The organism is Rugamonas rivuli, from assembly GCF_009380165.1.
In the GTDB taxonomy this organism is placed as follows: Bacteria; Pseudomonadota; Gammaproteobacteria; order Burkholderiales; family Burkholderiaceae_D; genus Rugamonas; species Rugamonas rivuli.
Genome location: NZ_WHUF01000002.1, coordinates 790,501 through 815,984 on the forward strand (window position 1 = coordinate 790,501; position 25,484 = coordinate 815,984).

At 64.1% G+C, this 25,484-nt stretch carries 23 protein-coding genes and 8 tRNA genes; 18 read left to right on the forward strand and 13 right to left on the reverse strand.

Annotated elements, in window-relative coordinates; translation table 11 throughout:
- Positions 1 to 8: 8 nt before the first annotated feature.
- Positions 9 to 2,198: a methionine--tRNA ligase gene (gene metG / locus GEV01_RS08735; RefSeq protein WP_235914285.1), complete on the reverse strand. Its 2,190-nt coding sequence runs from the start codon at positions 2,196 to 2,198 to the stop codon at positions 9 to 11.
- A gap of 122 nt (positions 2,199 to 2,320) precedes the next feature.
- Here metG and apbC point away from each other — a divergent pair, with 122 nt between their 5' ends.
- The 13 genes from apbC to GEV01_RS08800 all read left to right on the forward strand — a co-directional run bounded on the left by apbC (position 2,321) and on the right by GEV01_RS08800 (position 8,104).
- Positions 2,321 to 3,409: an iron-sulfur cluster carrier protein ApbC gene (gene apbC / locus GEV01_RS08740; protein ID WP_152803449.1), complete on the forward strand. Its 1,089-nt coding sequence runs from the start codon at positions 2,321 to 2,323 to the stop codon at positions 3,407 to 3,409.
- Between the two features lie 16 nt (positions 3,410 to 3,425).
- Entirely contained in the window at positions 3,426 to 3,818 is a 393-nt protein-coding gene (locus GEV01_RS08745) for a DUF4399 domain-containing protein (RefSeq protein ID WP_175022988.1), read from the forward strand.
- Positions 3,819 to 3,934: 116 nt separating this feature from the next.
- Positions 3,935 to 4,951: a DUF3667 domain-containing protein gene (locus GEV01_RS08750; protein WP_152803451.1), complete on the forward strand. Its 1,017-nt coding sequence runs from the start codon at positions 3,935 to 3,937 to the stop codon at positions 4,949 to 4,951.
- 162 nt (positions 4,952 to 5,113) lie between these two features.
- On the forward strand, positions 5,114 to 5,506 hold the full coding sequence (locus tag GEV01_RS08755) for a VOC family protein (RefSeq protein ID WP_152803453.1): 393 nt from the start codon (positions 5,114 to 5,116) through the stop codon (positions 5,504 to 5,506).
- A 30-nt stretch (positions 5,507 to 5,536) separates the two neighbouring features.
- Positions 5,537 to 6,952 (forward strand): glutamate--tRNA ligase, encoded by a 1,416-nt coding sequence (gltX, locus tag GEV01_RS08760; protein ID WP_152803455.1) that lies wholly within the window; start codon positions 5,537 to 5,539, stop codon positions 6,950 to 6,952.
- 84 nt (positions 6,953 to 7,036) lie between these two features.
- A tRNA-Ala gene (locus GEV01_RS08765) sits at positions 7,037 to 7,112 on the forward strand.
- Positions 7,113 to 7,135: 23 nt separating this feature from the next.
- Positions 7,136 to 7,211, forward strand: a tRNA-Glu gene (locus GEV01_RS08770).
- Between the two features lie 121 nt (positions 7,212 to 7,332).
- A tRNA-Ala gene (locus tag GEV01_RS08775) sits at positions 7,333 to 7,408 on the forward strand.
- A 42-nt stretch (positions 7,409 to 7,450) separates the two neighbouring features.
- Positions 7,451 to 7,526 (forward strand) — tRNA-Glu (locus tag GEV01_RS08780).
- Between the two features lie 58 nt (positions 7,527 to 7,584).
- Positions 7,585 to 7,660 (forward strand) — tRNA-Ala (locus GEV01_RS08785).
- Positions 7,661 to 7,682: 22 nt separating this feature from the next.
- Positions 7,683 to 7,758 (forward strand) — tRNA-Glu (locus GEV01_RS08790).
- Between the two features lie 151 nt (positions 7,759 to 7,909).
- Positions 7,910 to 7,985: transfer RNA gene (locus GEV01_RS08795), tRNA-Glu, on the forward strand.
- 43 nt (positions 7,986 to 8,028) lie between these two features.
- Positions 8,029 to 8,104 (forward strand) — tRNA-Glu (locus GEV01_RS08800).
- A gap of 45 nt (positions 8,105 to 8,149) precedes the next feature.
- Here the strand turns inward: GEV01_RS08800 and GEV01_RS08805 are convergent.
- From GEV01_RS08805 to GEV01_RS08815, 3 genes are all read right to left on the reverse strand, one after another.
- Complete coding sequence (locus GEV01_RS08805; RefSeq protein ID WP_152803457.1) at positions 8,150 to 10,165, reverse strand: S8 family serine peptidase; 2,016 nt, start codon at positions 10,163 to 10,165, stop codon at positions 8,150 to 8,152.
- A gap of 11 nt (positions 10,166 to 10,176) precedes the next feature.
- Positions 10,177 to 10,470 carry a hypothetical protein gene (locus GEV01_RS08810; protein WP_152803459.1) on the reverse strand — a complete coding sequence of 98 codons (294 nt, stop codon included), beginning with the start codon at positions 10,468 to 10,470 and terminating at the stop codon, positions 10,177 to 10,179.
- 103 nt (positions 10,471 to 10,573) lie between these two features.
- Positions 10,574 to 11,752 carry a hypothetical protein gene (locus tag GEV01_RS08815; RefSeq protein ID WP_152803461.1) on the reverse strand — a complete coding sequence of 393 codons (1,179 nt, stop codon included), beginning with the start codon at positions 11,750 to 11,752 and terminating at the stop codon, positions 10,574 to 10,576.
- 177 nt (positions 11,753 to 11,929) lie between these two features.
- Between GEV01_RS08815 and earP the strand changes: the two genes are divergently transcribed.
- From earP to GEV01_RS08830, 3 genes are all read left to right on the forward strand, one after another.
- The gene (gene earP / locus GEV01_RS08820; RefSeq protein WP_152803463.1) at positions 11,930 to 13,084 is read left to right on the forward strand and encodes an elongation factor P maturation arginine rhamnosyltransferase EarP; all 1,155 of its coding nucleotides are present in this window, start codon (positions 11,930 to 11,932) and stop codon (positions 13,082 to 13,084) included.
- Positions 13,085 to 13,216: 132 nt separating this feature from the next.
- The gene (locus GEV01_RS08825; protein WP_008450015.1) at positions 13,217 to 13,792 is read left to right on the forward strand and encodes an elongation factor P; all 576 of its coding nucleotides are present in this window, start codon (positions 13,217 to 13,219) and stop codon (positions 13,790 to 13,792) included.
- Between the two features lie 192 nt (positions 13,793 to 13,984).
- The gene (locus GEV01_RS08830) at positions 13,985 to 15,592 is read left to right on the forward strand and encodes an amidase (protein WP_152803465.1); all 1,608 of its coding nucleotides are present in this window, start codon (positions 13,985 to 13,987) and stop codon (positions 15,590 to 15,592) included.
- Between the two features lie 7 nt (positions 15,593 to 15,599).
- Here the strand turns inward: GEV01_RS08830 and GEV01_RS08835 are convergent, their stop codons facing one another.
- Genes GEV01_RS08835 through msrB form a run of 8 tightly spaced genes read right to left on the reverse strand, consistent with a single transcriptional unit; the run spans position 15,600 to position 22,284 of the window.
- Positions 15,600 to 16,334, reverse strand: a complete 735-nt coding sequence (locus GEV01_RS08835) for an ABC transporter ATP-binding protein (RefSeq protein WP_152803467.1) — start codon at positions 16,332 to 16,334, stop codon at positions 15,600 to 15,602.
- Positions 16,324 to 17,082 carry an ABC transporter permease gene (locus tag GEV01_RS08840; RefSeq protein WP_152803469.1) on the reverse strand — a complete coding sequence of 253 codons (759 nt, stop codon included), beginning with the start codon at positions 17,080 to 17,082 and terminating at the stop codon, positions 16,324 to 16,326. Before GEV01_RS08840 ends, GEV01_RS08835 begins: the two co-directional genes overlap by 11 nt.
- Positions 17,083 to 17,091: 9 nt before the next feature.
- On the reverse strand, positions 17,092 to 17,559 hold the full coding sequence (locus GEV01_RS08845) for a cupredoxin domain-containing protein (RefSeq protein WP_235914286.1): 468 nt from the start codon (positions 17,557 to 17,559) through the stop codon (positions 17,092 to 17,094).
- On the reverse strand, positions 17,556 to 18,140 hold the full coding sequence (locus GEV01_RS08850) for an SCO family protein (RefSeq protein ID WP_152803471.1): 585 nt from the start codon (positions 18,138 to 18,140) through the stop codon (positions 17,556 to 17,558). Before GEV01_RS08850 ends, GEV01_RS08845 begins: the two co-directional genes overlap by 4 nt.
- The gene (locus tag GEV01_RS08855) at positions 18,137 to 19,186 is read right to left on the reverse strand and encodes an ABC transporter substrate-binding protein (protein ID WP_152803473.1); all 1,050 of its coding nucleotides are present in this window, start codon (positions 19,184 to 19,186) and stop codon (positions 18,137 to 18,139) included. Before GEV01_RS08855 ends, GEV01_RS08850 begins: the two co-directional genes overlap by 4 nt.
- A 47-nt stretch (positions 19,187 to 19,233) precedes the next feature.
- On the reverse strand, positions 19,234 to 19,947 hold the full coding sequence (gene msrA / locus GEV01_RS08860; RefSeq protein WP_152803475.1) for a peptide-methionine (S)-S-oxide reductase MsrA: 714 nt from the start codon (positions 19,945 to 19,947) through the stop codon (positions 19,234 to 19,236).
- Positions 19,948 to 19,962: 15 nt separating this feature from the next.
- Positions 19,963 to 21,774 carry a cytochrome c biogenesis protein DipZ gene (locus GEV01_RS08865; RefSeq protein WP_152803477.1) on the reverse strand — a complete coding sequence of 604 codons (1,812 nt, stop codon included), beginning with the start codon at positions 21,772 to 21,774 and terminating at the stop codon, positions 19,963 to 19,965.
- A gap of 15 nt (positions 21,775 to 21,789) precedes the next feature.
- Positions 21,790 to 22,284, reverse strand: a complete 495-nt coding sequence (gene msrB / locus GEV01_RS08870; protein ID WP_152803479.1) for a peptide-methionine (R)-S-oxide reductase MsrB — start codon at positions 22,282 to 22,284, stop codon at positions 21,790 to 21,792.
- A gap of 151 nt (positions 22,285 to 22,435) precedes the next feature.
- On the opposite strand from msrB, the gene GEV01_RS08875 reads away from it, so the two are divergent.
- Both GEV01_RS08875 and GEV01_RS08880 read left to right on the forward strand, forming a co-directional pair.
- Positions 22,436 to 23,152, forward strand: a complete 717-nt coding sequence (locus GEV01_RS08875) for a response regulator transcription factor (protein WP_043481087.1) — start codon at positions 22,436 to 22,438, stop codon at positions 23,150 to 23,152.
- Positions 23,149 to 24,639 carry a sensor histidine kinase gene (locus GEV01_RS08880; RefSeq protein ID WP_152803481.1) on the forward strand — a complete coding sequence of 497 codons (1,491 nt, stop codon included), beginning with the start codon at positions 23,149 to 23,151 and terminating at the stop codon, positions 24,637 to 24,639. Before GEV01_RS08875 ends, GEV01_RS08880 begins: the two co-directional genes overlap by 4 nt.
- Here GEV01_RS08880 and GEV01_RS08885 read toward each other — a convergent pair.
- Entirely contained in the window at positions 24,636 to 25,445 is an 810-nt protein-coding gene (locus GEV01_RS08885) for an AraC family transcriptional regulator (protein WP_152803483.1), read from the reverse strand. The genes GEV01_RS08880 and GEV01_RS08885 overlap by 4 nt on opposite strands.
- Positions 25,446 to 25,484 lie beyond the last annotated feature (39 nt).

A 25,484-nucleotide genomic window follows, 5' to 3' on the forward strand; every position in this document is an offset into this window, starting at 1 on the left:
GCAAGTCCTTAGCGGATGCGCATGCCCGGCTCAGCGCCCGGCCATGGATTGAGGATGTAGATGCCTGGATTGGCTTTCTCGTCCTTGGCCGAGCCGGCCAGCACCATGCCCTCCGATACGCCGAACTTCATCTTGCGCGGCGCCAGGTTGGCCACCATCACGGTCAGCTTGCCGACCAGTTCTTCCGGCTGATACATGGACTTGATGCCCGAGAAGACGTTGCGCAGACGGCCTTCGCCCACGTCCAGCGTCAGGCGCAGCAGCTTGTCCGAACCGTCCACGTGTTCGCAGTTGACGATCTTGGCCACGCGCAGGTCGATCTTGACGAAGTCGTCGATGCTGATCTGCGGCGCCAGTTCTTCCACGCCTTCCGGCATCGGCAGCGCCGGGGCGGCTGGTACGGCGGCAGCGGCTTGCTTGGCAGGCTTGGCGGCGGCAGCCGGTGCTGCAGCGGCGGGCGTCCCTGCGGACGCCCCTTGCTGTGCCGGCGCGTCGAACAGGTCTTCGATCATCTTGGCGTCGACGCGGGTCATCAGGTGCGCGTAGGCGCCGATGGTACGGCCCAGCATCGCGCTCGACACCACGCCGCTGGCGACGTCGGTATCGGCCCACACCAGCTGCTCGTCGTTGAGGAACTTGGACACATTCGCGGCCACGCCCGGCAGCACCGGCGACAGCAGAATGGTCAGCTGGCGGAACAGGATCAGCGCCGCGGTGCAGACGTCATGCAGCTCGGCCAGCTTGGCCTCGTCCTTGGCCAGTATCCACGGCTTGTTTTCATCGACATACTGGTTGGTGATGTCGGCGATTTCCATGATCTCGCGCAGCGCCTTGCCGAACTCGCGTGCCTCGAAATTGGCGGCGATGCTGGCCTGGCGTTCGATGCCGTCAGCGGTGATCAGTGCGCGCTTGATCCAGCCCTGCGCGCCGTCGGACAGCGACGACGCCAGCTTGCCGTCGAATTTCTTGGCGATGAAGCCGGCGCAGCGCGAAGCGATGTTGACGTACTTGCCGATCAAGTCGCTGTTGACGCGGGCCACGAAGTCGTCGCCGGTGAAGTCCAGGTCTTCCACCTTGGAGTTCAGCTTGAAGGCGATGTAGTAGCGCAGCCATTCCGGGTTCATGCCCAGGTTCAGGTAGCGCAGCGGCGAGATGCCGGTGCCGCGCGACTTCGACATCTTCTCGTTGTTGACGGTCAGGTGGCCGTGCACGTTGACCTTGAGCTTGTCGATCACCGGATGGTCGGCGAAGTTCAGCATGGCCGGCCAGAACAGCAGGTGGAAGGAGACGATGTCCTTGCCGATGAAGTGGATCTGCTCGGTGCCCGGATCTTTCAGCAGCGCCTCGTAGTCGATGCCTTTTTTCTCGCAGTAGTTCTTCAGGCTGGCCAGGTAGCCGACCGGCGCGTCCAGCCACACGTAGAAGAACTTGCCCGGCGCGTCAGGAATCGGGATGCCGAAGTAGGGCGCGTCGCGCGAGATGTCCCAGTCCGCCAGCTTCTCGCCGGCTTCGCCCAGCCATTCGCTGACCTTGTTGACCATCTCAGGCTGCAAGCGGCCCGGCGTGTTCAGCCAGTCCTTGAGGAACTGGTAGCAGCGCGGGTCGGACAGCTTGAAGAAGTACTGCTCCGAATCCTTCAGAATCGGCGTGGCGTTGGTGAACACCGAGAACGGATTGATCAGTTCGGTCGGCTGGTAGGCCGCGCCGCACACTTCGCAGTTGTCGCCGTACTGGTCCTTGGCGTGGCAGGTCGGGCACTCGCCCTTGATGTTGCGGTCCGCCAGGAACATGCCTTTGACCGGGTCGTAGAAGCGCGGCACGATCTTGGTCTGGATCAGGCCGTTATCGCGCAGCTTGCGGTAGATGCCCTGCGACAGTTCGACGTTTTCCGGCGAGTCGGTCGAGTACCAGTTATCGAAGGCGATATGGAAGCCGTCCAGGTACTGGGCGCGGCCGGCCGCGATCTTGGCGACGAATTCCTGCGGCGTGATGCCTTCTTTTTCGGCAGCGATCATGATCGGCGTGCCGTGGGTGTCGTCGGCGCCGACAAAGTGCACCACGCGTTGGGCGTCGCCGTCGCGCTGCATTCGCTGGAACCGTACCCAGATGTCGGCCTGGATGTACTCCATCATGTGGCCAATATGGAAAGCGGCGTTAGCGTAGGGCAGGGCAGTGGTGACGAACAGCTTGCGGGTCATGGTTGATGCACTTTGTGGGTGGAAAAAGAGCATTTTAACAGTGGAAGCCGCTACTGCGCACGTTCGAGGGGATTTCTGTCGCGATGCGCTAGAATGAGGGCACATTTTACGGAGAGAGTTACATGAGCATCACAGTAGAAGACGTCAAAGCCGCGCTGTCCAAAATCGTTGACCCAAATACAACGAAAGACTATGTGTCCGGCAAGGCCGTGAAGAATTTGAAGGTCGAAGGCGCGGACATCTCGCTCGACATCGAGCTGGGCTACCCGGCCAAGAGCCAGTTCGACGCCATCCGCGCCAGTGTCATTGCCGGCTTGCGCGCGCTGCCGGGCGCGGGCAATGTCAGCGTCAGCGTGCACAGCAAGGTCATCTCGCACACCGTGCAGCGCGGCCTCAAGCTGATGCCGAACGTGAAGAACATCATCGCCGTGGCCTCAGGCAAGGGCGGCGTCGGCAAATCGACCACCGCCGTCAACCTGGCGCTGGCGCTGGCCGCCGAGGGCGCTTCGGTCGGCCTGCTGGACGCCGACATCTACGGCCCGTCGCAGCCGATGATGCTGGGCGTGTCCGGCCGTCCGGAAACCAAGGATGGCAAGACCATGGAGCCGCTGGAAAACTACGGCGTGCAAGTGTCGTCGATCGGCTTCCTGATCGACCCGGACGAGCCGATGGTGTGGCGCGGCCCGATGGTCACGCAGGCGCTGCAGCAGCTGCTGGAGCAGACCAACTGGCGCGACCTCGATTACCTGATCGTCGACATGCCGCCCGGCACCGGCGACATCCAGCTGACCCTGTCGCAGAAAGTGCCCGTCACCGGCGCTGTCATCGTCACCACGCCGCAGGACATCGCGCTGCTGGATGCGCGCAAGGGCTTGAAGATGTTCGAGAAGGTCGGCATCCCGATTCTCGGCATCGTCGAGAACATGAGCACGCACATCTGCTCCAACTGCGGCCACGCGGAGGAAATCTTCGGCGCTGGCGGCGGCGCCAAGATGTGCAAGGACTTCAACGTCGAATTCCTCGGCGCCTTGCCGCTGACCTTGGCGATCCGCGAGCAGGCCGATTCCGGCAAGCCGACCGTGGTCGCCGAACCGGACGGCCAGGTCGCCGCGATCTACAAGGACATCGCCCGCAAGATTGCAGTGCAGGTCTCGGAGAAGGCCAAAGACATGACCAGCAAGTTCCCCAGCATCGTAATCAAGAACGACTAACCACGGAGATCCCCACATGATGAAGAAATTCGCAGTCGCCGCAGCCTTCCTGGGCCTGAGCGCCGCCGCCTTTGCGCAGCAATCGGTATCGTTTGTCGAGCCGGCCGACGGCGCCACCGTCACCAGCCCGTTCAAGGTCAAGTTCGCCGTCACCGGCATGGAAGTCAAGCCGGCCGGCGACATGACGGCCAACACCGGCCACCATCACCTGCTGATCAACGCCGCGCCGGTCAAGGCTGGCGAAGTCGTGCCTGCCGATGAGCACCACATCCACTTCGGCAAGGGCCAGACCGAAACCGAAGTCAAGCTGGCGCCGGGCACTTATGTGCTGTCGATGCAGTTCGCCAACGGCCTGCACCAGTCCTACGGCCCGGGCATGGCCAAGGACATCAAGATCACCGTCAAGTAAGGCGATCGCCGCGATGGTTGCGCGCAGCCCACACTGCGCGCAGTTTTTCCAAAAAAAGTATTAAAAAACGCAACTCCATGGGTTAGCATGCGGCTTTCTTTTGCCGAGAGCCTGCCTTGACATCGACCCATCTGCACGCCGTCCCCGCATCGGCCGCGGACCACGCCGCCCCTGAATTCTGCCCCGGCTGCCAGACCCGTCTCGGCGTCAATTTCTGCCCGCAATGCGGCCAGGAGGCCGTGCTGCATCCGCCCAGCATGGGCGAATTCGTCGCCGAGTTCATCGGCCATTACGTCGCCATCGAAGGCAAGCTGTGGCGCACAATGGGCCAGTTGCTGCTGCGTCCGGGCGGCTTGACCAAGGCCTATATGGCGGGCAAGCGCGTCAACTACATGCAGCCGCTGCGCCTGTTCCTGACGCTCAGCGTGATCCTGTTTGCGCTGCTGCAGTTCAGCGGCTTTTCGGTGGGGGAGAGCGCCAGGGAAGGCAAGGCCGAGAAGGCGCCGTCGGTCAGCGCGGATATCGGCAAGGCAGAGGCGCGCGAGGCGGGCGCGGCCGACATTACCCGCTACGAGGTCAAGCTGGGCTATTACAACTTCGGCGTCGACATCACGCCGGACGGCAATCACGTCAACTTCGGCATGACGCTGCCCAGCACGGATAATCCATCCCTGGCGCTGACCGCCTTGCGCACCGTGTTCCCGACTTTCCAGCAATCGCTCGACCGCTACTACGCCTTGCCTCCCGAGCAAAAGGCCGAGCGCATGACGCATGGTTTCTTCGCCCGCATGCCGTATGTGATCTTCTTCATGGTGCCGGTGTTTGCCTTGTTCCTCAAGCTGCTGTATCTGCCGTCGGGCCGGCGCTACGGCGAATATCTGCTGTTCGCGCTGCACGTCAATGCCTTCGCCTTCTTCGTCATGGCGCTGGCGCACCTGGCGCCGTGGCGGTGGGGCGTCCGGCTGCTGCTGGCCGTGCTGTTCCTGTATATCGTCCGGGCCATGCACAATGTCTATGGCGGCGCAGCGCTGGCGACGATCGCCCGCTGGCTGGTGCTGATGGTTGCCTACCTGTTGACGCTGGCCCTCATCATCCCCCAGGTGATGCTCTTCATATCGCTGACCTCGGTTTGATGGAAAAGCGAATGGCGTCACGGCGCCTTGGCTGATCTAAGCCGCAAGGCCTTGTTTTGAAACCGGTTTTTCGCCGCCGCCCGCCGGCCGGATAGCGAATTGCCGGTGCCGGGCGGACTCCGTAAGCTGTGGCTTTCATTCACCACATCGACGGAGTCCACCATGCGTTTGAATCACCTGAGTTTCCCATCCAACGACGTCGCCGCCAGCGTCGCCTTCTTTGAGCGCCAACTGGGCTGCCGCGTCGAACTGGCCGGCCCGGTCAGCATCCTCAAGCGCGATGGCTTCGACATCGTCATCGAAGACTGCGGCGACCGCACCACCGTCTGGCCGCACAACTTTCATCTCGGCTTCGAGTTGCCCAGCGCCGACGAAGTGCGCGCCATGTACCAGCGTTTCAAGCAGGACGGCGTCACCATGAAAACCGAGGTGTTCTATCATGAACGCGGCTCGCGCTTCTTCTGCGAAGCCCCCGGCGGCCTGCTGTTTGAGATCAACACCCGCGCCGACGCCGAAGAGCGGTATCGCCGCACCTTCGCCGACGCGGTAAAATAGCTGCTTTTACACATAAGCATTCCTACTTCGATGACTACTGCACCAGCCAAGCCAGTCCGCACCCGTTTCGCACCCAGCCCAACCGGCTACCTCCACCTGGGCGGCGCCCGCACGGCGCTGTACTCCTGGGCCTACGCCCGCCACTTCGGCGGCACCTTCGTGCTGCGCATCGAGGACACCGACCTGGAGCGCTCGACTCCGGAAGCGGTGCAAGCCATCATCGAAGGCATGGAATGGCTGGGCCTGAGCCACGACGAAGGCCCGTTCTACCAGATGCAGCGCATGGACCGCTACCGCGAAGTGGTGGCGCAGATGCTGGAAGCCGGCACCGCCTACCATTGCTACTCGTCGCCGGAAGAAGTCGAAGCGATGCGCGAGCGCATGCGCGAAGCCGGCGAGAAGCCGCGCTACGACGGCACCTGGCGTCCTGAGCCGGGCAAGACCCTGCCGGCCATCCCGGCCGACCGCAAGCCGGTGGTGCGCTTCAAGAACCCGCTGGACGGCGAAGTGAGCTGGGACGATTTCGTCAAAGGCACCATCACCATCGGCAACAAGGAACTGGACGACCTGGTCATCGCCCGCCCGGACGGCACGCCGACCTATAACTTCTGCGTCGCCGTCGACGACTGGGACATGGAAATCAGCCACGTGCTGCGCGGCGACGACCACGTCAACAACACGCCGCGCCAGATCAACATCCTGCGCGCCATCGGCGCACCGCTGCCGCTGTATGGCCACCTGCCGATGATCCTGGGCGCCGACGGCCAGAAGATGTCCAAGCGCAAGGACGCCGTCAACGTCATGGATTACCCGGCGCAAGGCTATCTGCCGGAAGCGATCCTGAACTACCTGGCGCGCCTGGGCTGGAGCCACGGCGACGACGAAGTGTTTTCGATGGAGCAGGTATGCGCTTGGTTCGACGGCACCCACCTGTCGAACTCGGCCGCGCAGTTCAACATCGAGAAACTGAACTGGCTCAACAACCACTACATCAAGCAGGCCGACAACGAGCGCCTGGCCGCGCTGGCGCAGCCGCGCATGCTGGCCGCCGGCGCCGTGCTGGAAGGCGAGGGCGCTCCGTCGTTGCCGGCCGTGCTGGCGCTGATGAAGGAGCGCGTCAGCACCGTCAACGAACTGGCCGACGCCGCCATGCTGTTCTTCCGCACGCCGCAGCCGGACGCCGCGCTGATGACCCAGCACCTGACCGACGCCGTCAAGCCGGCGCTGGCGCAGTTTGCCGGGCGTTGCAAAACGGTGGAGTGGACCAAGGAAGCGCTGGCCGCGATGATCAAGGAAGTATTGGCCGCCAACACGCTGAAGATGCCGCAGATGGCGATGCCGCTGCGCCTGATCGTCACCGGCCAGCTGCAAACCCCGGCCATCGATGCGGTGCTGCAGATCTTCGGTCGCGACGTCATCCTGGCCCGCCTCGCCAAGTTTCTGTGATTCTGCATTGAATCCTGAGCAAAGTTGCAAAAGGGTATTTGCATAGTGCAGCTTCTTTGCTATACTCTTGTTTCTGCAGCAAACGGGGGTATAGCTCAGCTGGGAGAGCGCTTGCATGGCATGCAAGAGGTCAGCGGTTCGATCCCGCTTACCTCCACCACGTTGCAGAATTGGTTGTTCGCAGTCCCCATCGTCTAGAGGCCTAGGACATCACCCTTTCACGGTGAGTACGGGGGTTCGAATCCCCCTGGGGACGCCAAGTTGTAGATGTTGTAGTTGACGTTGTTTGTACTGATTTGTTTGATGTTTGGCTTTATGCTGGATAGATACAAGTAGTGAAAACAAAAGTCGCGCAAGCGGCTTTTATTGTTTCTGCGCCCGGGGGTATAGCTCAGCTGGGAGAGCGCTTGCATGGCATGCAAGAGGTCAGCGGTTCGATCCCGCTTACCTCCACCACTGCGCGGAGATGATGACGCATGTTGTTACCGTAGTTCCAAGGTCCCCATCGTCTAGAGGCCTAGGACATCACCCTTTCACGGTGAGTACGGGGGTTCGAATCCCCCTGGGGACGCCAGCTTTGCCAGGCTGATGAGTAGTAAAAACGTAGTACGACAGAAGACTTTCTGCGCCCGGGGGGTATAGCTCAGCTGGGAGAGCGCTTGCATGGCATGCAAGAGGTCAGCGGTTCGATCCCGCTTACCTCCACCATTAGCGCAGGAAGCACCGACATGTCCCCATCGTCTAGAGGCCTAGGACATCACCCTTTCACGGTGAGTACGGGGGTTCGAATCCCCCTGGGGACGCCAGCACAGCAAAGCCGCCTTGAGCGGCTTTTTTGTTTTTGCGGCGTTTGCCCGCCTGTTGCAAGCCCGACTATGTTTCGGCTTTTTCCTGTAAAAACAAGGGTTTGCTATTGCCAAGTGCGATAGAGACTGCTATGATTCGCGCCTTGGAAAAGTCCCCATCGTCTAGAGGCCTAGGACATCACCCTTTCACGGTGAGTACGGGGGTTCGAATCCCCCTGGGGACGCCAGTGTTACAGGACTTTTCCAATATCGCAGTACGGACAGATTTCTGTCCCCATCGTCTAGAGGCCTAGGACATCACCCTTTCACGGTGAGTACGGGGGTTCGAATCCCCCTGGGGACGCCAGTTGATGCAAAAAGCCGCCTAGTGCGGCTTTTTGCATTTCCGGGCCTACCACATGATGGGGTTGTACGGCTTGGGCAGCGGGAAGGCGCCCACATGCAGCGGCGGCCAGCCGCCATAGGCCGCGAATTGCGCGCGCGCCATGTCCAGCGCCAGCGGATCGTAGACCTGCGCACCACCCAGATTGCCCATCAGGCTGGCGAAATTATTGCCCAGCGGCTGCCCCGCCATCATCGGCGCCAGCGTGGCGGCCTGCGGCGCCACCGCCTGCGCCGGCTGCTGGCCGGCCTGCGTCTGCAAGCCCACCGCCACCAGCACATCCGGCAAGCCGAAACCGGTGCGGCTCTGGTCGCCCAGGCTGACGCGGTGCGCGCTGGCGCGTATCAGCTGGAACAGCCGCTCGACCCGCTCGGCGCCGCGCGCCTTGTACTGCGGCGTCTGGAAGTCCGGGTGGTGGGCCAGCGTCAGCGCCGCCAGTCCCGTGATGTGTGGCGTCGCCATCGACGTGCCGTCCCAGGCCGCGAAATTATTCGGCGGCACGCAGGACGTGATCGCCACGCCCGGCCCGCACACCGCCACCTGCGGCCCGAAGCAGCTGAACTTGGCCGTGAAATAACCGTAGGCGTCGACGTTCTGGTCCAGCGTCTGCGCGTGGTAGCTGTCGGGCGGGAACTCGTCGAGCTTGCCGATCGCCGCCACCGCCAGCACATTCGGCGACGAGGCGGGATACTGCACTGCGCCGCCCGAATTGCCGGCCGCGACAATGCAGGCGATGCCGGCCCGCTTGGCGCGCACGATCTGCTGCTCCAGCGCCTCCGACACCTCGTTTCCGCCCAGGCTCAGGTTGACCACGTCGATCTCATTGTCGATGCAGTACCCCAGCGCATCGATCAGTTGGCTCACTTGCCCGCCGGGGAACAGCTTGCAGACGTGCGCCTCGGCGTCCGGCGCGAAGCCGCGTATGCCCGAGGCGATGTCGGCCGCCACGATCACGCCCGCGCAGTGTGAGCCGTGGCCCAGCGTGTCCTGTTTCCAGCCGTCGGGATTGGTCTTCTTGTTCAACACGTCGAAGCCGGCCTTGATGCCGCGCAGGTTGGCGTGCGTGGTGGCCGCGCCCGAATCGATGATGGCGATCTTGATGCCCTGGCCGCGGTAGTTGCCCGGCAGCTGGTCCAGCCGCATCGCCTTCTGGCCCCAGCCGTAGGCGCGCTGGCGCGGGAAGCCGGCCAGCGACGGCCAGTCCGACAGCGCCCGCAGCGTCACCACGTTGGCTTCTTCGGTGCTGATGTCGGGATCGCTTTGGTAAAAGCTCCAATAGTCGGCCTTGGGCTTGACGTACAGCCCGCGCACCGATTCCCGCGTCTCGCCGAACAGCGACAACGTGACCTGGCCATTGGCGTCTGTCACTCCGCTGGCCGGCAGCATGCTGCCGAACAGCGATACCTCGGCCTCGGCCTGCGGCGCACCGTCCTTGCCGATCACGCTGATGACGGCGCTGAACACGGGGCCTTCGCCCGCCGGCATCAGGCCCGTCACCATCACAGGCTGGCGCAGCGCCGGCTCCATCAGGTTCAGGTGGTGGTCTTGCTCGACCAGCAGCCGGCCCTGGCCTTGCTGGTGTAGCAAGGCGGCCTTCTGCACCGTCATGCGAGCCACCAGCACGTCTTTTACGTCGCCCATGCCGTTGGCCAGCGTGTGGAACCCGGATTTCGGGCCGACCGTGTCGACCACCTCGATATCGTTACTGCTGCGCAGCCTGCGCTCCAGATCTGCGAATTGCAGTGGTTGGAAGTTCATTGCCTGCAGACCGTCCGGCTGGCGTGGGGTGATCACATACTGCTTTTTGCGCGCGCCGATGGCGCGGCCAGCGCCAGCGCCGCTGCTGCCGACGGGCTCGGCTACCACGCGCGCTTCGTTGCCATTGGCGCTGGACGGGCCGGAACTTCCGGCAACAGAGCCGCGGCCGGAGCGGCCGCCGCCTTCGATGGGCGCGGCGCCTTCAGCGCCGCCGGAAGGAGTGGAGTCCGACGGTGATGAAACGCCGTCGTTGGTGGTTTTGGCCATGAACATTCCTTTCAAATTGGCCCGGTCTGCGTGCTATCGAAGAGCGACAGCGGCTGGTCCGGTTCTATCGTTAATTGATGGGAGGGCGTGCCGGTGCTGCGGAAGTGCAGCTCCAGCACGCGGGCTTTGTCGGCGCTGATTTCGACGACTACCGTATGCGGCGCGTCGTGCGGGCCGATCACGTCGACCACCGTGATCTCGGGGTCGATCTCGGCCAGCGCCAGAAAATCGACCACCGGCGCACCGTCGACGGCGTGGATCAGATACCGCGCCTTCCTGCTCGGCGCGGCTTGGGCTTCTGTCATGGGAATCTCCTTAAAAAGAACGGCGCCCTCCGCGGCCGTGGCCGTCGGAGGGCAGGGGCGGCGCACGGACGCCGCCCCGTTTGCGGCTCAGGGCGTCAAACGATCAGTGCAGCGTTTGGCCGCCGTACAGCGCGTTGTTGCCGGCGTTGGCTTGCTGGGCCAGTTGCGCCAGTTGTGCCTGCTGCTGCGCATAGGCCGCCGTCACCGGATCGACCGCGAACGGCAGCATGCCGCCCAGCTGGCTGGCGATGCCGCCGATGGTGTTGCCCAGGCCGGCATTGCCGAAGGCGCCGCCGATCGCGCCGCCCAGCGGCTGCGCCACGTTCTTGATCAGGTTGCCGAACCAGCCTTGCGGCGCCAGGCCTTGTAGTTGTTGTAGTTGCGCGTCCTGGGCTTGCTGCGCATACGCTTGCGAGACGGGATCGGCAGCGAACGGCAGCATGTTGGCGATGCCGGGGCTGGAGTAGCCGATGCCGGGGCTGCCGATGGGGTTGCTGAAGATGGGTGGGCTGATGATGCCGGTGTTGGCGCGATGGCGCAGCAGGTTGCCGAAGTAGCCTTGCGGTACCAGGCCTTGCGATTGCAGCTGCACGTCCTGCAATGCGGCCGCCTGCTCGGCCGGATCGACCGAGAAGGGCAGCATGCCGCCCAGTTGGCTGGCGATGCCGCCGATGGTGTTGCCCAAGCCGGCATGGCCGAAGGCGCCGCCGATCATGCCGCCCAGCGGACGGCCCACGCTCTTGATGATGTTGCCGAACCAGCCTTGCGGCGCCAGTCCCTGTGCTTGCAATTGCTGCAGCTGTTGTACTTGCGCGGCCTGTTGCGCATAGGCTTGCTGCAGCGGATCGGCCGCGAAGGGCAGCATGCCGCCCAGCTGGCTGGCGATGCCGCCGATGGTGTTGCCCAGGCCGGCGTTACCGAAGGCGCCGCCGATCGCGCCGCCCAGCGGCTGCGCCACGCTCTTGATGATATTGCCGAACCAGCCTTGCGGCGCCAGCTGGGCTTGTTGTAGTTGTTGCAGTTGCTGTTGTTGCTGTGCTTGTTGTGCATAGGCCGCCGTCACGGGGTCCACGCTGAACGGCAGGAAGGCGCCGCCGATGCCGCCGGCCGCCTGGCCGATCTGGTTGCCGAGGCGGGAGTTGCCGAACAGACCGCCGATGCCGCGGCCGATCAGCCCGCCCAGCGGCGCACCCAGCAGGCCGCCGAAGAAGCCTTGCGGCGCCAGGCCGCCCAGTTGTTGCGGCGCTAGTTGCTGACCATAGTACTGTTGAAACTCATTCATGGTATCTCCTTGTTGTGGTTGGTGTTGGCCAGCGTGGCTCGGCCCGCCGCATGCGGGCTGTCATCACCTGCGCTGGAAGGGATTGGACTGGGACCGTCCGCAGAAGTTTTGGTATTCTTGGTGGCTGTCTCGCGTTAATCAGGTATCATCCAGCCTCGCATTTTTTCGCTATCCGCCATGAACCAACTCCGCCGCCTCGATCTGTTCTGCCGTGTAGTCGACAACTACGGCGACATCGGCATTTGCTGGCGCCTCGCGCGCCAGCTGCGGCGCGAGCACGGCCTGGCCGTCACGCTGTGGGTCGACGACCTGGTCAGCTTCCACCGCATCTGCCCCGAGGTCGACCGCGCCGCCGCCAGCCAGCAGCTGGACGGCGTCATCGTGCGCCATTGGCGCGACCAGGATGGCGTCTTCACGCCCGCCGACGTGGCCGACATCGTCATCGAATTCTTCGCCGTCGACATCCCGCCCGGCTACATCGAAGCGATGGCGCAATGCGAGCCGCGCCCGGTTTGGTTCAACCTGGAAGGCTTGACGGCGGAAGAGTGGGTCGAAGGCTGCCATCGCCTGACCTCGCCGCATCCGCGCCTGCCGCTGACCAAGCACTTCTTCTTCCCCGGCTTCACCGGCAAGACCGGCGGCCTGCTGTGCGAAAGTGAACTGGATCAAGCGCGCCGCAGCTTCCAGTCGTCGCCGGCGGCGATGGCGGATTTTCTGGCCCGCTTCGGCGTCACGCCGGCCGAGATGGCATCGACCAAGGTCACGCTGTTCTGCTACCCGCACGCGCCGGTGTCGGCGCTGCTGGACGTGTGGACCGCAGCCGCGCAGCCGCTGACCTGTCTGGTGCCGGAAGGCGTGGCGGCCGAGGCGGTGCAAGCCTTTCTCGGCGCCGAAGCCAAGGCCGGCGCCAGCGCCACGCGCGGCGCGCTGACCGTGCGCGTGCTGCCCTTCGTGCCGCAGCCGGACTACGACCAGCTGCTGTGGGCCTGCGACCTGAACTTTGTGCGCGGCGAGGATTCCTTCGTGCGCGCGCAATGGGCGGGCCGGCCTTTCGTCTGGCACATCTATCCGCAGGACGAAGACCTGCACCACAAAAAACTGCGCGCCTTCCTGCAGCGCTACGCCGGCGAGCTCAATGCGCTGGCCGAGTTTTCGCTGCGCTGGAACGGCGCACCGACGGCGGGCGAGGGCGCCGACTGGTCCGCGCTGTGGCAGGCGTTCGAACGCCAGATGCCGGCCATGGCGCAACGCGCCGCCGCATGGCAGGCGCAAATGCGGGCCAACGGCGATCTGGCCGCCAATCTGATGGCGTTCGCCGCCACGCTGAGATAGGCGGTGCGGGAAAAACAAGGTATAATGCCGGGTTAATCTCTAGCGCATTTTTACCTGATCAACCGTGAGCTTTGGGCTTCCCGCCTGGCGACAGATGATTTTTACGCAACCTACTTTTTACGTACACTCTCTATGAAACCTGCAAAAGAAATTCGTGTTGGCAACATCATCATGGTTGACAGCAAGCCTATGATCGTTCTGCGTTCCGACGTCAACGGTTCGAGCCGCACGGGCTTCACGTACAAATGGAAGATGAAAAATCTTCTGACCAACACCCCGATGGAAAACGTCTTCCGCGGCGATGACAAGTTCGACGTAGTGGTTCTGGACAAAAAGCCAGTGACCTACTCGTACTTCGCCGACCCACTGTACGTCTTCATGGACGCTGACTACGAACAGTACGAAATCGAAGAAGAAAACCTGGGCGAAGCGCTGAACTACCTGAAAGACGGTATGGAATGCGAAGCCGTGTTCTACGACGGCAAAGCAATCTCGGTTGAACTGCCAACCACCATCGCGCGTCAGGTTGTGTACTCGGAGCCTGCGGTCAAAGGCAACACTTCGGGCAACGTCCTGAAAGAAGCCAAGATCGAAAACGCTATCGAATCGAAGCGTCACACCGTTCAAGTGCCACTGTTCGTGAGCCAGGACGACGTCATCGAGATCGACACCCGTACCAACGAATACAAGCGTATCGTTCGTAACTAATCGGTTTCAGTGCTAAAAAAGCACGCCAGCGTATGTGAAACACATGCCGGCGTGCTTTTTTTATTGGATCTTAGGAATTATTTGCTGATTTGTAATAATTTTTGTGGTGTAGGTGTCAACACGCTGATATATTTATGCGACGCAACAAATAGTGCGCATAGGTGATCAGTACAAACCAATCACGAGGATGGCATGGATCGCAGGGAATTCGTTCGGATCGGCGTAGCGGCGGGTGCCGCGGCGGGTAGCAACCGGGTGTTGGCGACGCCTGCCGGTGCGGCGTCCAAGCTCGGCAGCGGCGGCATCCTCGACGCCGGCGTCTGGGAACAGCAGCAGATGATGGAGGCCGGCAAGCTGACCTCGCACTCGCTGACGTCGCAATACCTGGCCCGCATCAAGACCATCGACAAGTCCGGTCCCCGCATCAACGCCATCATCGAAATCAATCCCGAAGCGTTGAAGATCGCGCTGGAAATGGACCGCGAACGCAACCTCAAGCGCGTGCGCGGCCCGCTGCACGGTATCCCGGTTCTCCTCAAAGACAATATCGCCACCGGCGACCGCATGAGCACCACCGCCGGCTCGCTGGCGCTGAACGGCATCCGCGCCGCGCGCGACGCGCATGTAGCCGCGCAACTGCGGGCGGCCGGCGCCGTCATCATCGGCAAGACCAACCTGAGCGAATGGGCCAATATGCGCTCGCCGCACTCGGTCAGCGGCTGGAGCGGGCGCGGTGGATTGACCTTGAACCCGTATTCGTTGGACCGCAACTGCAGCGGCTCCAGCTCCGGCTCGGGCGCGGCGATCGCCGCCGGCCTGGCCACGCTGGCGGTCGGCACCGAGACCGACGGCTCCATCGTCTCGCCGGCCTCGATCTGCGGCTTGGTCGGCATCAAGCCCACGCTGGGGCTGGTCAGCCGCAGCGGCATCATTCCTATCGCCCACTCGCAGGACACGGCCGGCCCGATGGCGCGCAGCGTCGCCGACGCCGCGCTGATGCTGGCCGCGATGACCGGCGTCGACGCCAGGGATCCTGTCACGCAGGACAGCGCCGGCAAGACCGGCGACTACCGAGCCGCGCTGCAGAAGGGCGGCTTGAAGGGCCGGCGCATCGGCGTCGCCCGCAACTTCTTCGGCAGTAACGACGAGCTGGATGCGGTGATCGAGAAGGCGCTGCAGGATTTGAAGGCGCAGGGCGCGGAGCTGATCGACACTGAAGTACCCAACGTCGGCAAGTACGGCGACAGCGAGACCGAAGTGCTGCTCTACGAATTCAAGGCCGACCTGGCGGCCTACCTGAAGGAATACGCGCCGCATGCGCCGGTGTCGAACATGGCCGACGTCATCGCCTACAACCAGAAACACGGGCAGCAGGAGCTGCCGTACTTCGGCCAGGAATACCTGGAGCGCTCGCAAGCGAAGGGCGACCTCGACACACCAGCCTACCGCGAAGCGTTGGCCAACAACCAGCGCTACTCGCGCGCCGAAGGCATCGACCAGGTCATGCGCGAACACCGGCTCGACGCGCTGGTGGCGCCGACCGGCGGGCCGGCGTGGCTGACGGACTTCATCAACGGCGACCATTTCGGCGGCAGCTTCTCGTCGCCGGCGGCGGTGGCCGGCTACCCGCACATCACCGTGCCGGCCGGGCATGTGCATGGCTTGCCGGTCGGCCTGTCCTTCGTCGGCGCCGCCTACAGCGAAGCGGCATTGATCGGCATGGCCTACGCCTACGAGCAAGCCACGCTGCACCGCCGCGCCCCGCAATTCCCCGCCAGCGTCTCGCTGGCTGTGCGCTAGTCAGCCCTTAGATAGTCACACCCAGCTCGCGCAGGATCTGTTCCTTCATCTCCTGGAACTGGGGCTGCGACAACTTGCGCGGATGCGGCTGCGGCACTTCGAAGGTCGCCTGTATCCGCGTCGGCCGTGGCGACAGCACCAGGATGCGGTCCGCCATGAACAGCGCTTCCTCCACATCGTGCGTGATCAGGATGACGGTGTGGCGCTCCTCGGCCAGGATGCGGAGCAGTTCGGTGCGCATCTTCAGGTTCATCAACGCATCCAGTGCGGAGAAGGGCTCGTCCATGTACAGGATCTCCGGCTTGACCACCAGCGCACGCGCCAGCTCCACCCGTTTCAGCATGCCGCCCGACAGCTCGTGCGGATAGCTGCTCTCGAAACCCTTCAGCCCCACCATCTCCGCGTAGTGATCGGCCAGCGCCGACTTGTCGCCGTGGCCATCGCCGGTCAGGCCGAACATCAGGTTTTGCTGCACCGTTAGCCACGGGAACACCGAGCCATGCTGCGAGATCGAGATGCCCTTGGGATTGGGCCCGCGCCGCACCATGCCGTCGATGCGCACCTCGCCCTCGGTGGGCTGCTCGAAGCCGGCGATGATCTTCATCAGCGTCGACTTGCCGCAGCCGGACGGACCGACGATGGCGACGAACTCGCCATCCCGCACATCGAGACTGACGCCGCCGACCACCGGCAAATCCTTGAAGCTTTTCTTGATTTCCTTGACGACGATTTTAGCGTCCATAGCGCCACCTTACCGATTTGAGGCCTTCGAGTTTGCGCATCACCGCGTCCAGTATCAGGCCGATGACGCCGATGATAATCATGCCGGCGATGACCAGGTCGTAGCGGTTGCCGGCATTGCGCGAGTCCATGATGAGGTAGCCCAGGCCGGAGCGCAGCGCGATCATCTCCGCCGCCACCACCACCAGCCACGCCACGCCCAGCGCGATGCGCATGCCGACGATAATTTCCGGCAGCACCGCCGGGATGATCACCTGCCGGAACAGCGTAGTGCGCGAGACGCCGAAGTTCTCCGCCGCCCGCAGATAGCGCCGCTCGATGGTGTGCACGCCGGCCGCCGTCTGCACGATCATCGGGAACACGGCGGCGATAAAGATCAGGAACACCGGCGACAGATTGCCGACGCCGAACCACAGGATCGCCAGTGGTATCCACGCGATCGGCGATATCGGCCGCAGGATCTGGAAGATGGGATTGAGCGTGATGTAGGCGCCGTCCACGCGCCCCATCCACAGGCCGAGCGGAATCGCCACCGCCGCCGCCAGCCCGAAGCCGGTGCCGACCCGGAACAGCGAAGCGCCGATGTGCTCCCACAGCGTACCGTCTTCCGCCAGCTCCAGCGTGCCCGTCACCACTTGCAGCGGCGTTGGGAAGATCACGCTTTCGGTCTGCACCACGACGATCCACCACAGTGCGATCAGCGAGGCCAGCACCGCCAGCGGCGGCAGGATTTTCTTGAGTTTTTCCATGGCGTCCATTCAGGTTGAAAGCAGGTGCGGCGCGCGCGTCCAGGCGTGCAAGGCCCGCCACTTCAGGCGCGGCCAGCCGGCGGCGGGCAGGGCGTCGACCACCACCCGCATTTGCCCGCTGGCGTGTGCGGTGCAGGCGAAGTCGTTGATGGAGACGGTTTCGAACGGCAGCCGGAAACTCTGGCCGGGCATGATCAGCACCGGCCCGAAAATCTGCGGCACGCTGTCCTTGTTGCGCAGCAGGAGTACGTCGTTGGCGCCCTGGGTCAGGTGAATTTCGGACGGCAGGATCTCCACCTTGTCGCCGGCCATGCGGCGTGCCCAGGTGCCGTTGGGGATTTCAAACAGCTCGTCGCGGGAGGCCAGGGCGATGGGCGCCAGCGCGGCCCACGCGCATAACGCAGCAAGACCTGCTGCGGCGAGGCTCAACGCGATAACGGCTGCGCGTGCGCGGCGGCGAGGCTGATGCGTACTCAATTCTTCAACAGCAGCGTGGCGTCGTGCACCACGTCGGCGGCGGTGCGTCCGAACGGCAGCAGCGCGCGCAGGCTGCCCTTGCGGTCGACGAAGTACAAGTAGGAGGAATGGCCGACGGTGTAGTCGGTCTTGCTGCCATCGATCATTTTCTTGGTGGCGGTGATGCCGTAGTCCTGGCGTACACGCGCCATCTGCTGCGGCGTGCCGGTGGCGCCGATGAAGGTCGGATCGAAGGCGCGCAGATAGTTCCGCATGCGGCCGGGCGTGTCGCGCTCGGGATCGACGGTGACGTAGATGACCTGCAGCTGGCTGGCCTGCGCCCCCATCTGCCGGCGCGCTTCCGCCAGCATGCCCAGCGAAACAGGGCATACGTCCACGCAGGACGTGTAGCCGAATTCCAGCAGCACCAGCTTGCCCCGGTACTGGCTCAGTTTCAGCTCCTTGCCGTCCGAGCCGCGCACCGTGAAGTCCGGCGCCATGCGCGGCGGATCGAACACGCCGGCTTTCAGGCCCAGGGTGTCGGCGGCCTGCGCGCCGAACGCGATCGACATCGCCAGTAGTGCTATTCTCAACTTGCTCATATGTTGATGGCGACCGGCTTGATAGCCTTGACGAAGCTCTCGTCCACGTACGATTCGTAGGCGACAGGCCGCTTGATGGTGCCAGCCTCGATCGACAGCTGCATCAATTCATCGAACTCCGCACGTATCATGCGCAGGTCGCCGTAGGTCACGCGGTCGGTGGGATTCTGCATCACGAAGCGCAGGATGTTCGGGTCTTGATTGAAGTACTTGCGGCCGGCGGCGATGGTGATCGCCTTTTCGCGGCTGACCGGCGCCGAATCGAGCCAGCTGCCTGCGGCCTGCACGTAGTTGACCAGCTCCTGCACCAGCGGCCGGTTCTCCTTGATCAGTTCCTCGCGCACCGTCAGCACGCAGCAGATGTAGTTGCGCCACTCGTCTCGCGTCATCGCCAGCGGACGGGCGTAGCCAGCGCGCTGCGCGGCCGCGCCGAAAGGCTCGCCGGTGCAGTAGCCATCGACCGCCTTGGCGTACAGTGCGGCCGGCATGTCCGGCGGCGCCATCTCGACGATCTCGATATCCTTCGGCGTCATCTTCTCGCGCGCCAGCATTTTTCGCAGGAAGAGGAAGTCCACCGCGAAGCGGCTCGGTATGGCGATGCGCTTGCCGCGCAGGTCGGAGAATTTTTTGTGCGGCGAATCGGTGCGCACCATGATGACGGCGCCCGAACGGTGGCCCAGCGAGACGATCTTGACGGGGATGCGCTTGTCGGCCAAATCCATCACCAGCGGCGCCAGCATGTAGGCCGCCTGGATGCGGCCCGTCATCAGCGATTCCTTGACCTCGGGCCAGCCGTTGTATTTGCTGTACTCGAAGCCGCGCGGCAGCGCGCCAGGCTTGCCTGCATCGGCGGCCTTCGCCATGCAGGCCACCGGCAGCGTCAGATTGCAGGTGACGGGCAGGCCGCCGACCTGGATCGGCGCGTCGGCCGCGCTGGCGCTGGACGGCAGTATCAGCGGCAGCGTGGGCGCCGCAGCGGACAGCAGGCCGCCCAGCAGCCGGCGCCGCAGCGGTGAATCGGGTGAAGGATCGTCTCGGTGGTCCATGGCTCTTGGCCTGTCGTAGTTTCCTGTAATTGTACTACAGGCATGCACTACAACCCTTTACGCACCAGCACCGGATCGGCGCGATAGACATCCGGCGCGATACGTTTCAGGTTCTCGACCTTGGGCAGGTCGTTGAAGGCGATGTAGGGATCGCTGGGGTGCAGCGTCAGGTAGTTCTGGTGATAGGTCTCGGCCGGGTAGAAGGCCTTGTTCATTTCGATCTTGGTCGCCAGCGGCTTCTTGAACGCGCGCGAGGCATCCAGCTGGGCGATGTATTTTTCCGCCACGCTGCGCTGCACCGGCGTTTGCGGGAAGATCGCGGAGCGGTACTGCGTGCCGCTGTCCGGTCCCTGGCGGTTCAGCTCCGTCGGATTATGCGCCACCGAGAAGAAGATCTGCAGCAGCTTGCCGTAGCTGATCTGCGCCGGATCGTAGGTGATCTTCACGCTCTCCGCGTGGCCGGTGTCGCCGCCGCTGACGGCTTCGTAGCTGGCGCTGCGGCCGTCGCCGCCGGCATAGCCGGAGACCGCATTGCTCACGCCCTTCACGTGCTGGAACACGCCCTGCACGCCCCAGAAGCAGCCGCCGGCAAAGATGGCGGTGGCCGCGTGCTCGCTGCCTGCCGGCTCGTCGACGGCCGGCGGCGCGATCACCACCGCGACTTCCGCCGATTCCGCCGGCTGCTGCCACAAAGCCACGCCGAAGATCGCTGCGCTGACCAATGCGGCCGGGCCGCCCCAGTTTTTCAGTATGCTGTTCATAGTTCGCTCTCCATTTCAACCAAAGGTAAAGGCGTAGGCTTGTACGCCGGGATCGAGGAATTCAATGCTGAAGGTGCGGTCGCCGATGCTGCCGGACTGCCGCACCAGCTGATACAAACGCTGGCCGGTGATGGTGCCGCTGCCGTCGGCGGCTACGTCGGTGCCGTGGTTGGCGCCCGGCGCAGCGCCGTCTATCGTCACGCGGAAGCGTACCGGTTTGCCGTCCTTGCCGGGGCCGAGCACCAGATGCAGGTCGCGAGCGTGGAAGCGGTAGACGATGCGGCCGGTGCCTTGGTTCAGCGTCACCTGGTCCGGCTGCGACAACCAGCTGCCCGCCAGGCCCCATTGGTTCAGCGATGGTTTGGCAGGCGCGGTGTAGCTGCGGGCCTGGTCCGCGGCCTGGCTTTCCGGCGAGGCGAAGTTCTGTGCGCGTTCGTAGCCCAGATAGGTTTCCGGTGAGGCCACTTGTCCCATGTCGGCGGCCTGCTGCACGCCCTTGGCGTCTTCCGCGCTGACCACGCTGTTGGCGACATCCTTGTGGCCCGCTTCTTCCAGCAGCTGCTGGATCACCTGTTCAGATTGGGCGTATTCGCCTTCGCCGAAGTGGTGGTGACGGATCTGGCCCTTGGCGTCGATGAAGTAGTGCGCGGGCCAGTACTGGTTGCCGAACGAGCGCCAGATGGCGAAGTTGTTATCGACCGCGACAGGGTAGGTGATGCCGAGGTCCTTGATCGCCTTGCGCACGTTGCCGATATCGCGTTCGAAAGCGAATTCGGGAGCGTGCACGCCGATCACCACCAAGCCCTGGTCGCGGTATTTTTCCGCCCAGGCTTTCACGTATGGCATGGTGCGCAGGCAGTTGATGCAGGAGTAGGTCCAGAAATCGACCAGCACCACTTTGCCTTTCAACTGCTCGGCGGTGAGTGGAGTGGAGTTCAGCCATTCGACCGCGCCGGTCAGCTGCGTCAGTTTGCCTTCCACTGGCAGCGTGCTGCCGCCGGTTGCCACGGCATGCATGGCTGTCATGGCAGGGCCATTGCCCGTCATCGCCGTCCGCGACATCATCGCGCCATCTTGCGGAGGGCGAGGCGACAGCTTGTCGATCAGCTTCTGCTCCAGCCCCGCCGTAGCGACCGTGGACACCTTCGTTAGCAATCCCGTATCCAGTCCGCTCGCAATCGCCGCCACGCCGCCGAGCATCGCCACGCCCAATCCGCGCCGTACCCATTCGCCCGCGCCCAGCGAGCGCTTCATCGCAGTGAAGACTTTACCGCCGATGAGCAGCGCCAGTCCCAGCGAAGTCGCTGCACCTGCCGCATACGCCAACAGCAGCAGCGTAGTCTCCGCACTGGCCCCGTTCAACGCCGCTCCGGTCAGCACCAGGCCCAGAACCGGTCCCGCGCAAGGCGCCCACAACAAGCCAGTCGCAATCCCCAGCAGGAAGGACGCCCGCGTCCCCGACCACGCGCTGCCACCAGTCGAGTCATCGGCCTGCTGCGCCTTGTTCGACAGTTTGTCGCCCAGCGCCACCAGTGGCTTGGTCAGCCTGTCCGCCAGATGCGGCAGCATCAGCGTCAGGCCGAAGAAAGCCATCAACGCCACGGCGACCCAGCGCCCATATTGGTTAGCCTGTACCACCCAGCCACCGCCGACGGCAGCCAGCGTCGCCACCAGCGCAAAGGTCAGCGCCATCCCGGCCAGCAGCGGCAGGCCGCTGCGCACAAACGGCTGCCCCGTGCGCGTAAACACAAACGGCAGCACCGGCAAAATACAAGGGCTGAGTATCGTCAGCGCCCCGCCTAGATAGGAAAGAAGTATCAGCAGCATAGCGATCGCCCTCCCTTAAGCCGCGCCAGGCGTGAACACCAGCGCCAACCCGTCGATGCAATACCGCAGACCGGTCGGTTCCGGGCCATCGTCGAACACATCGCCCAGATGCCCCCCGCAGCGGCGGCACTGCACCTCCGCGCCACGGAACCCCAGCGATGTGGTGCGGGCGGTGTAGACGCCGCGCTCCAGCGGCTTCCAGAAACTGGGCCAGCCGGTACCGCTATCGAACTTGGTGGAAGACGAGAACAGCGGATTCTGGCATCCGGCGCAGAAGAACTTCCCGGTGCGGTGCTCCTTGTAGAACGGGCTGCTGAACGGCCGTTCCGTACCGCCGCGCCGCAGAATCTCGTACTGCGCAGGCGACAGCAAAGCACGCCATTCCGCATCCGTGTGGGTCACTTCCCATGCTGCAGCCGGTGCCGCATGCGCGGCATGCCAACGTAAAGTCACGGCGCTTGCCACCAAGGCTGCGCCGCTAGTGAAGAGAAATTTGCGTCTGGAAGTCATACAAACTCCGTAAAGTGAAATGTCGATGCAGCCATTCTGGCCCCGAAGCGCTGACGAAATCCTCACGTAAACTTCAATTAAATGTGATACTTTCCTGCGCAGGAATCCCTCACAATGGCGGCATTCCGACTTTTACCCGGCCCGACAGACTATGGATTTACCAAAACGCGTCCTGATCGTAGAGGATGATATGCCCATTGCCGACCTGCTGCGCCTGCATTTGCAGGACGAGGGCTACCAGGTCACGCACTGCGCCGACGGCAACCAGGGCCTGGCCCAACTGCGCACCGGCGGCTGGGATGCGCTGATCCTCGACCTGATGCTGCCCGGCGTGGACGGACTGGAGATCTGCCGTCAGGCGCGCGCGATGGCGACCTACACGCCCATCATCATCACCAGCGCCCGTTCCAGCGAAGTGCACCGCATCCTCGGCCTGGAGCTGGGCGCGGACGACTACCTCGTCAAACCGTTCTCGGTGCTGGAGCTGGTGGCCCGCGTCAAGGCGCTGCTGCGTCGCGCCGACGCCATGGCTCGCAACCAGCGCAACGAAGCCGGCGCACTTGAGCTGAACGGCGTCCGCCTCGACCCGCTGACCCGCCAGGCCCAGGTCGAAGGCCGCCCGCTGGACCTGACGCCGCGTGAATTCGACCTGCTGTACTTCTTCGTCAAGCACCCGGAAAAAGTGTTCTCGCGGCTGGACCTGCTCAACCAGGTCTGGGGCTACCAGCACGACGGCTACGAACACACCGTCAACACCCACATCAACCGCCTGCGCGCCAAGATCGAAGCCGATCCCGCCGACCCGGCCCGCATCCTCACCGTCTGGGGCAAGGGCTACCGCTTCGCCAACGGCGCACCTGCGGCATGAACCTGAGCCTTTCGCAGCGCCTGTCGCTGGTGTTTTCGGTGCTGCTGCTGGCCTGCTGCGGCGCCTCCGCCTGGCTGCAGATCCGCGCCAACATCATGCATGAGAAGGAAGTGGTGCAGGGCCTGTCGCGCGGCCTGGCGCGCAGCATCGCGCTCGACGCACAGCTGATGCACGCCGACAGCGATCCCGCGCCAACCGGCGCCCCCGCAAGCGAAGGCCTCGGCCCCGAAGCCGTGCGCCGCCTGTTCGGCCAGCTGATGGTGGTCAATCCCAACGTCGAGGTCTACCTGCTGGACATGGAAGGCCGCATCGTCGGCCACGCCGCGCCGGCCGGCCACCTGAAGCGGGACCGCGTGAACCTCGACCCCATCCGCCGCCTGCTGGACAACCAGCCCTTGCCGATCCAGGGCGACGATCCCCGCAGCGACAGCGGCCGCAAGGTCTTCAGCGCTGCCGTGCTGCGCATGGACGAACGCAAGGTCGGCTACATCTACGTGATCCTGCAAAGCGAAGAGCACGACCGCCTCGCCGCACGCGCTACCGCCAGCTCGGCGCTGCGCACGACCCTGTGGTCGATGGCGGTGGTGGCGCTGCTTGGCCTGCTGGCCGGCCTGGTCGCCTTCCGTCTGATCACGCGGCCGTTGAATCGCCTTGCCGCGACCATGGGCCAGCTGGACACCAAGGCCGAACAACTGCTGCTGCCGCCGCCCAACGCCGGCGGCCGCCGCGACGAAATCGCCATCCTGGAGCGCACCTACAGCGAGATGGCGGAGCGCATCAACGAGCAATGGCAAACCGTGCGCCAGCTGGACCACGAGCGCCGCGAAGTGGTGGCGAACATTTCGCACGACCTGCGCACGCCGCTGGGCTCACTGCACGGCTATCTGGAGACGCTGTCGCTGAAGGATGAGACGCTGGACGCGGCGGGCCGCCAGCACTATCTCGGCATCGCGCTGGCGCAGAGCCGCAAGGTGGGCCGCCTGGCGCAGGCCTTGTTCGAACTGGCCCGCCTTGAACACGGCGCGGTGGCGCCCGAGATCGAAGCCTTCTCGCTCAGCGATCTGATACAGGACGTGTTCCAGAAATTCGAACTGCGGGCCGAGGAAAAGCTGCTGCACCTGAATGCCGTACTGCCGCACCCCGCGCCGATGGTGAGCGCGGACCTGGGCATGATCGAGCGCGTGCTGACCAATCTGTTCGACAACGCCATCCGCCACACGCCCACCGGCGGCACGGTGGAGATTGCGGTGGAGGCCAACGAGCAGGGACAGGTCCGCATCACCGTCGGCGACACCGGCCCAGGCATCCCGGCGGACATGGAGGACGTGCTGTTCCGCCGTCCGTTCGCGCTGCGTGGCGAACATAGGGAAGGGGGCTTGGGCCTGCTGATCGTCAGCCGCATCCTGCAACTGCACGGCAGCACCATCGAACTGGTGCGCGTGCCGCAGCGCGGTGCCGTGTTCCGCTTTGCGCTGGCGGCGGCCTAAGTCCCTGCGTTCTGCAAGGGCGCGCGCCAGCCGCTCAGATAGTGCTGCGGCGTCTTGCCGAGGATGCGACGGAACATCGCACTGAACGCGCTCGGACTGGCGTAACCCAGTGCCGTCGCGATCTCGCCCACGCTGTCGCCGCGTGCCAGCCGGCCGAAGGCTTCGGCCAGATGCACCTGCTGCACCCACTGGCGGTAATGCAGCCCTGTCTCTTTCGGGAACAGGCGTATCAACGTGCGCGCACTGGCGCCGGCTTCGGCGGCCCAGTCCTCGATGGTGCGCGGGCTGCCCGGATCGTCGACGATGCCCTCGCACACAGCCAGCAGGCGCCGGTCGCGTGGCCAGGGGATCGCTATCGGCACCGTCTCCGCCGCCGCCAGCTCGGACAGGATCAGCATCGCCAGATGCTTGCCGCGTCCCGGCAGCGGATATTCGATCGGTTCATCCAGCAGCGACAAGATCAACTCCCGCAACAGCGGGCTGACTTCGATCACGCGGCAGCTGTCGCCGAACGCCTGCGCCACCTTGGCCTCGATGTAGATGGTCCGCATCGTCACGCGGCTCATGGAGGTCCATTGGTGCACCACGCCGGGCGGGATGAACAGCGCCCGGCGCGGCGGCAGTATCCACACGCCGAAGGCCGTCTTCACCTTCATCAGCCCCTCGGTCGCATACAGCAGCTGCGCGCGTTCGTGGCTGTGCGGCGCCACCGACACGCCATGCACCTCGTCCCGCGCCATGGCCGTGACGACGCGTGGCACGCGCTGGTAGTCGCGGTGGTCGCTGCTGCGTTTAAGGGCTTTCATATGTCACTTATTCGACGAAATATGGAATAGATCGGATTT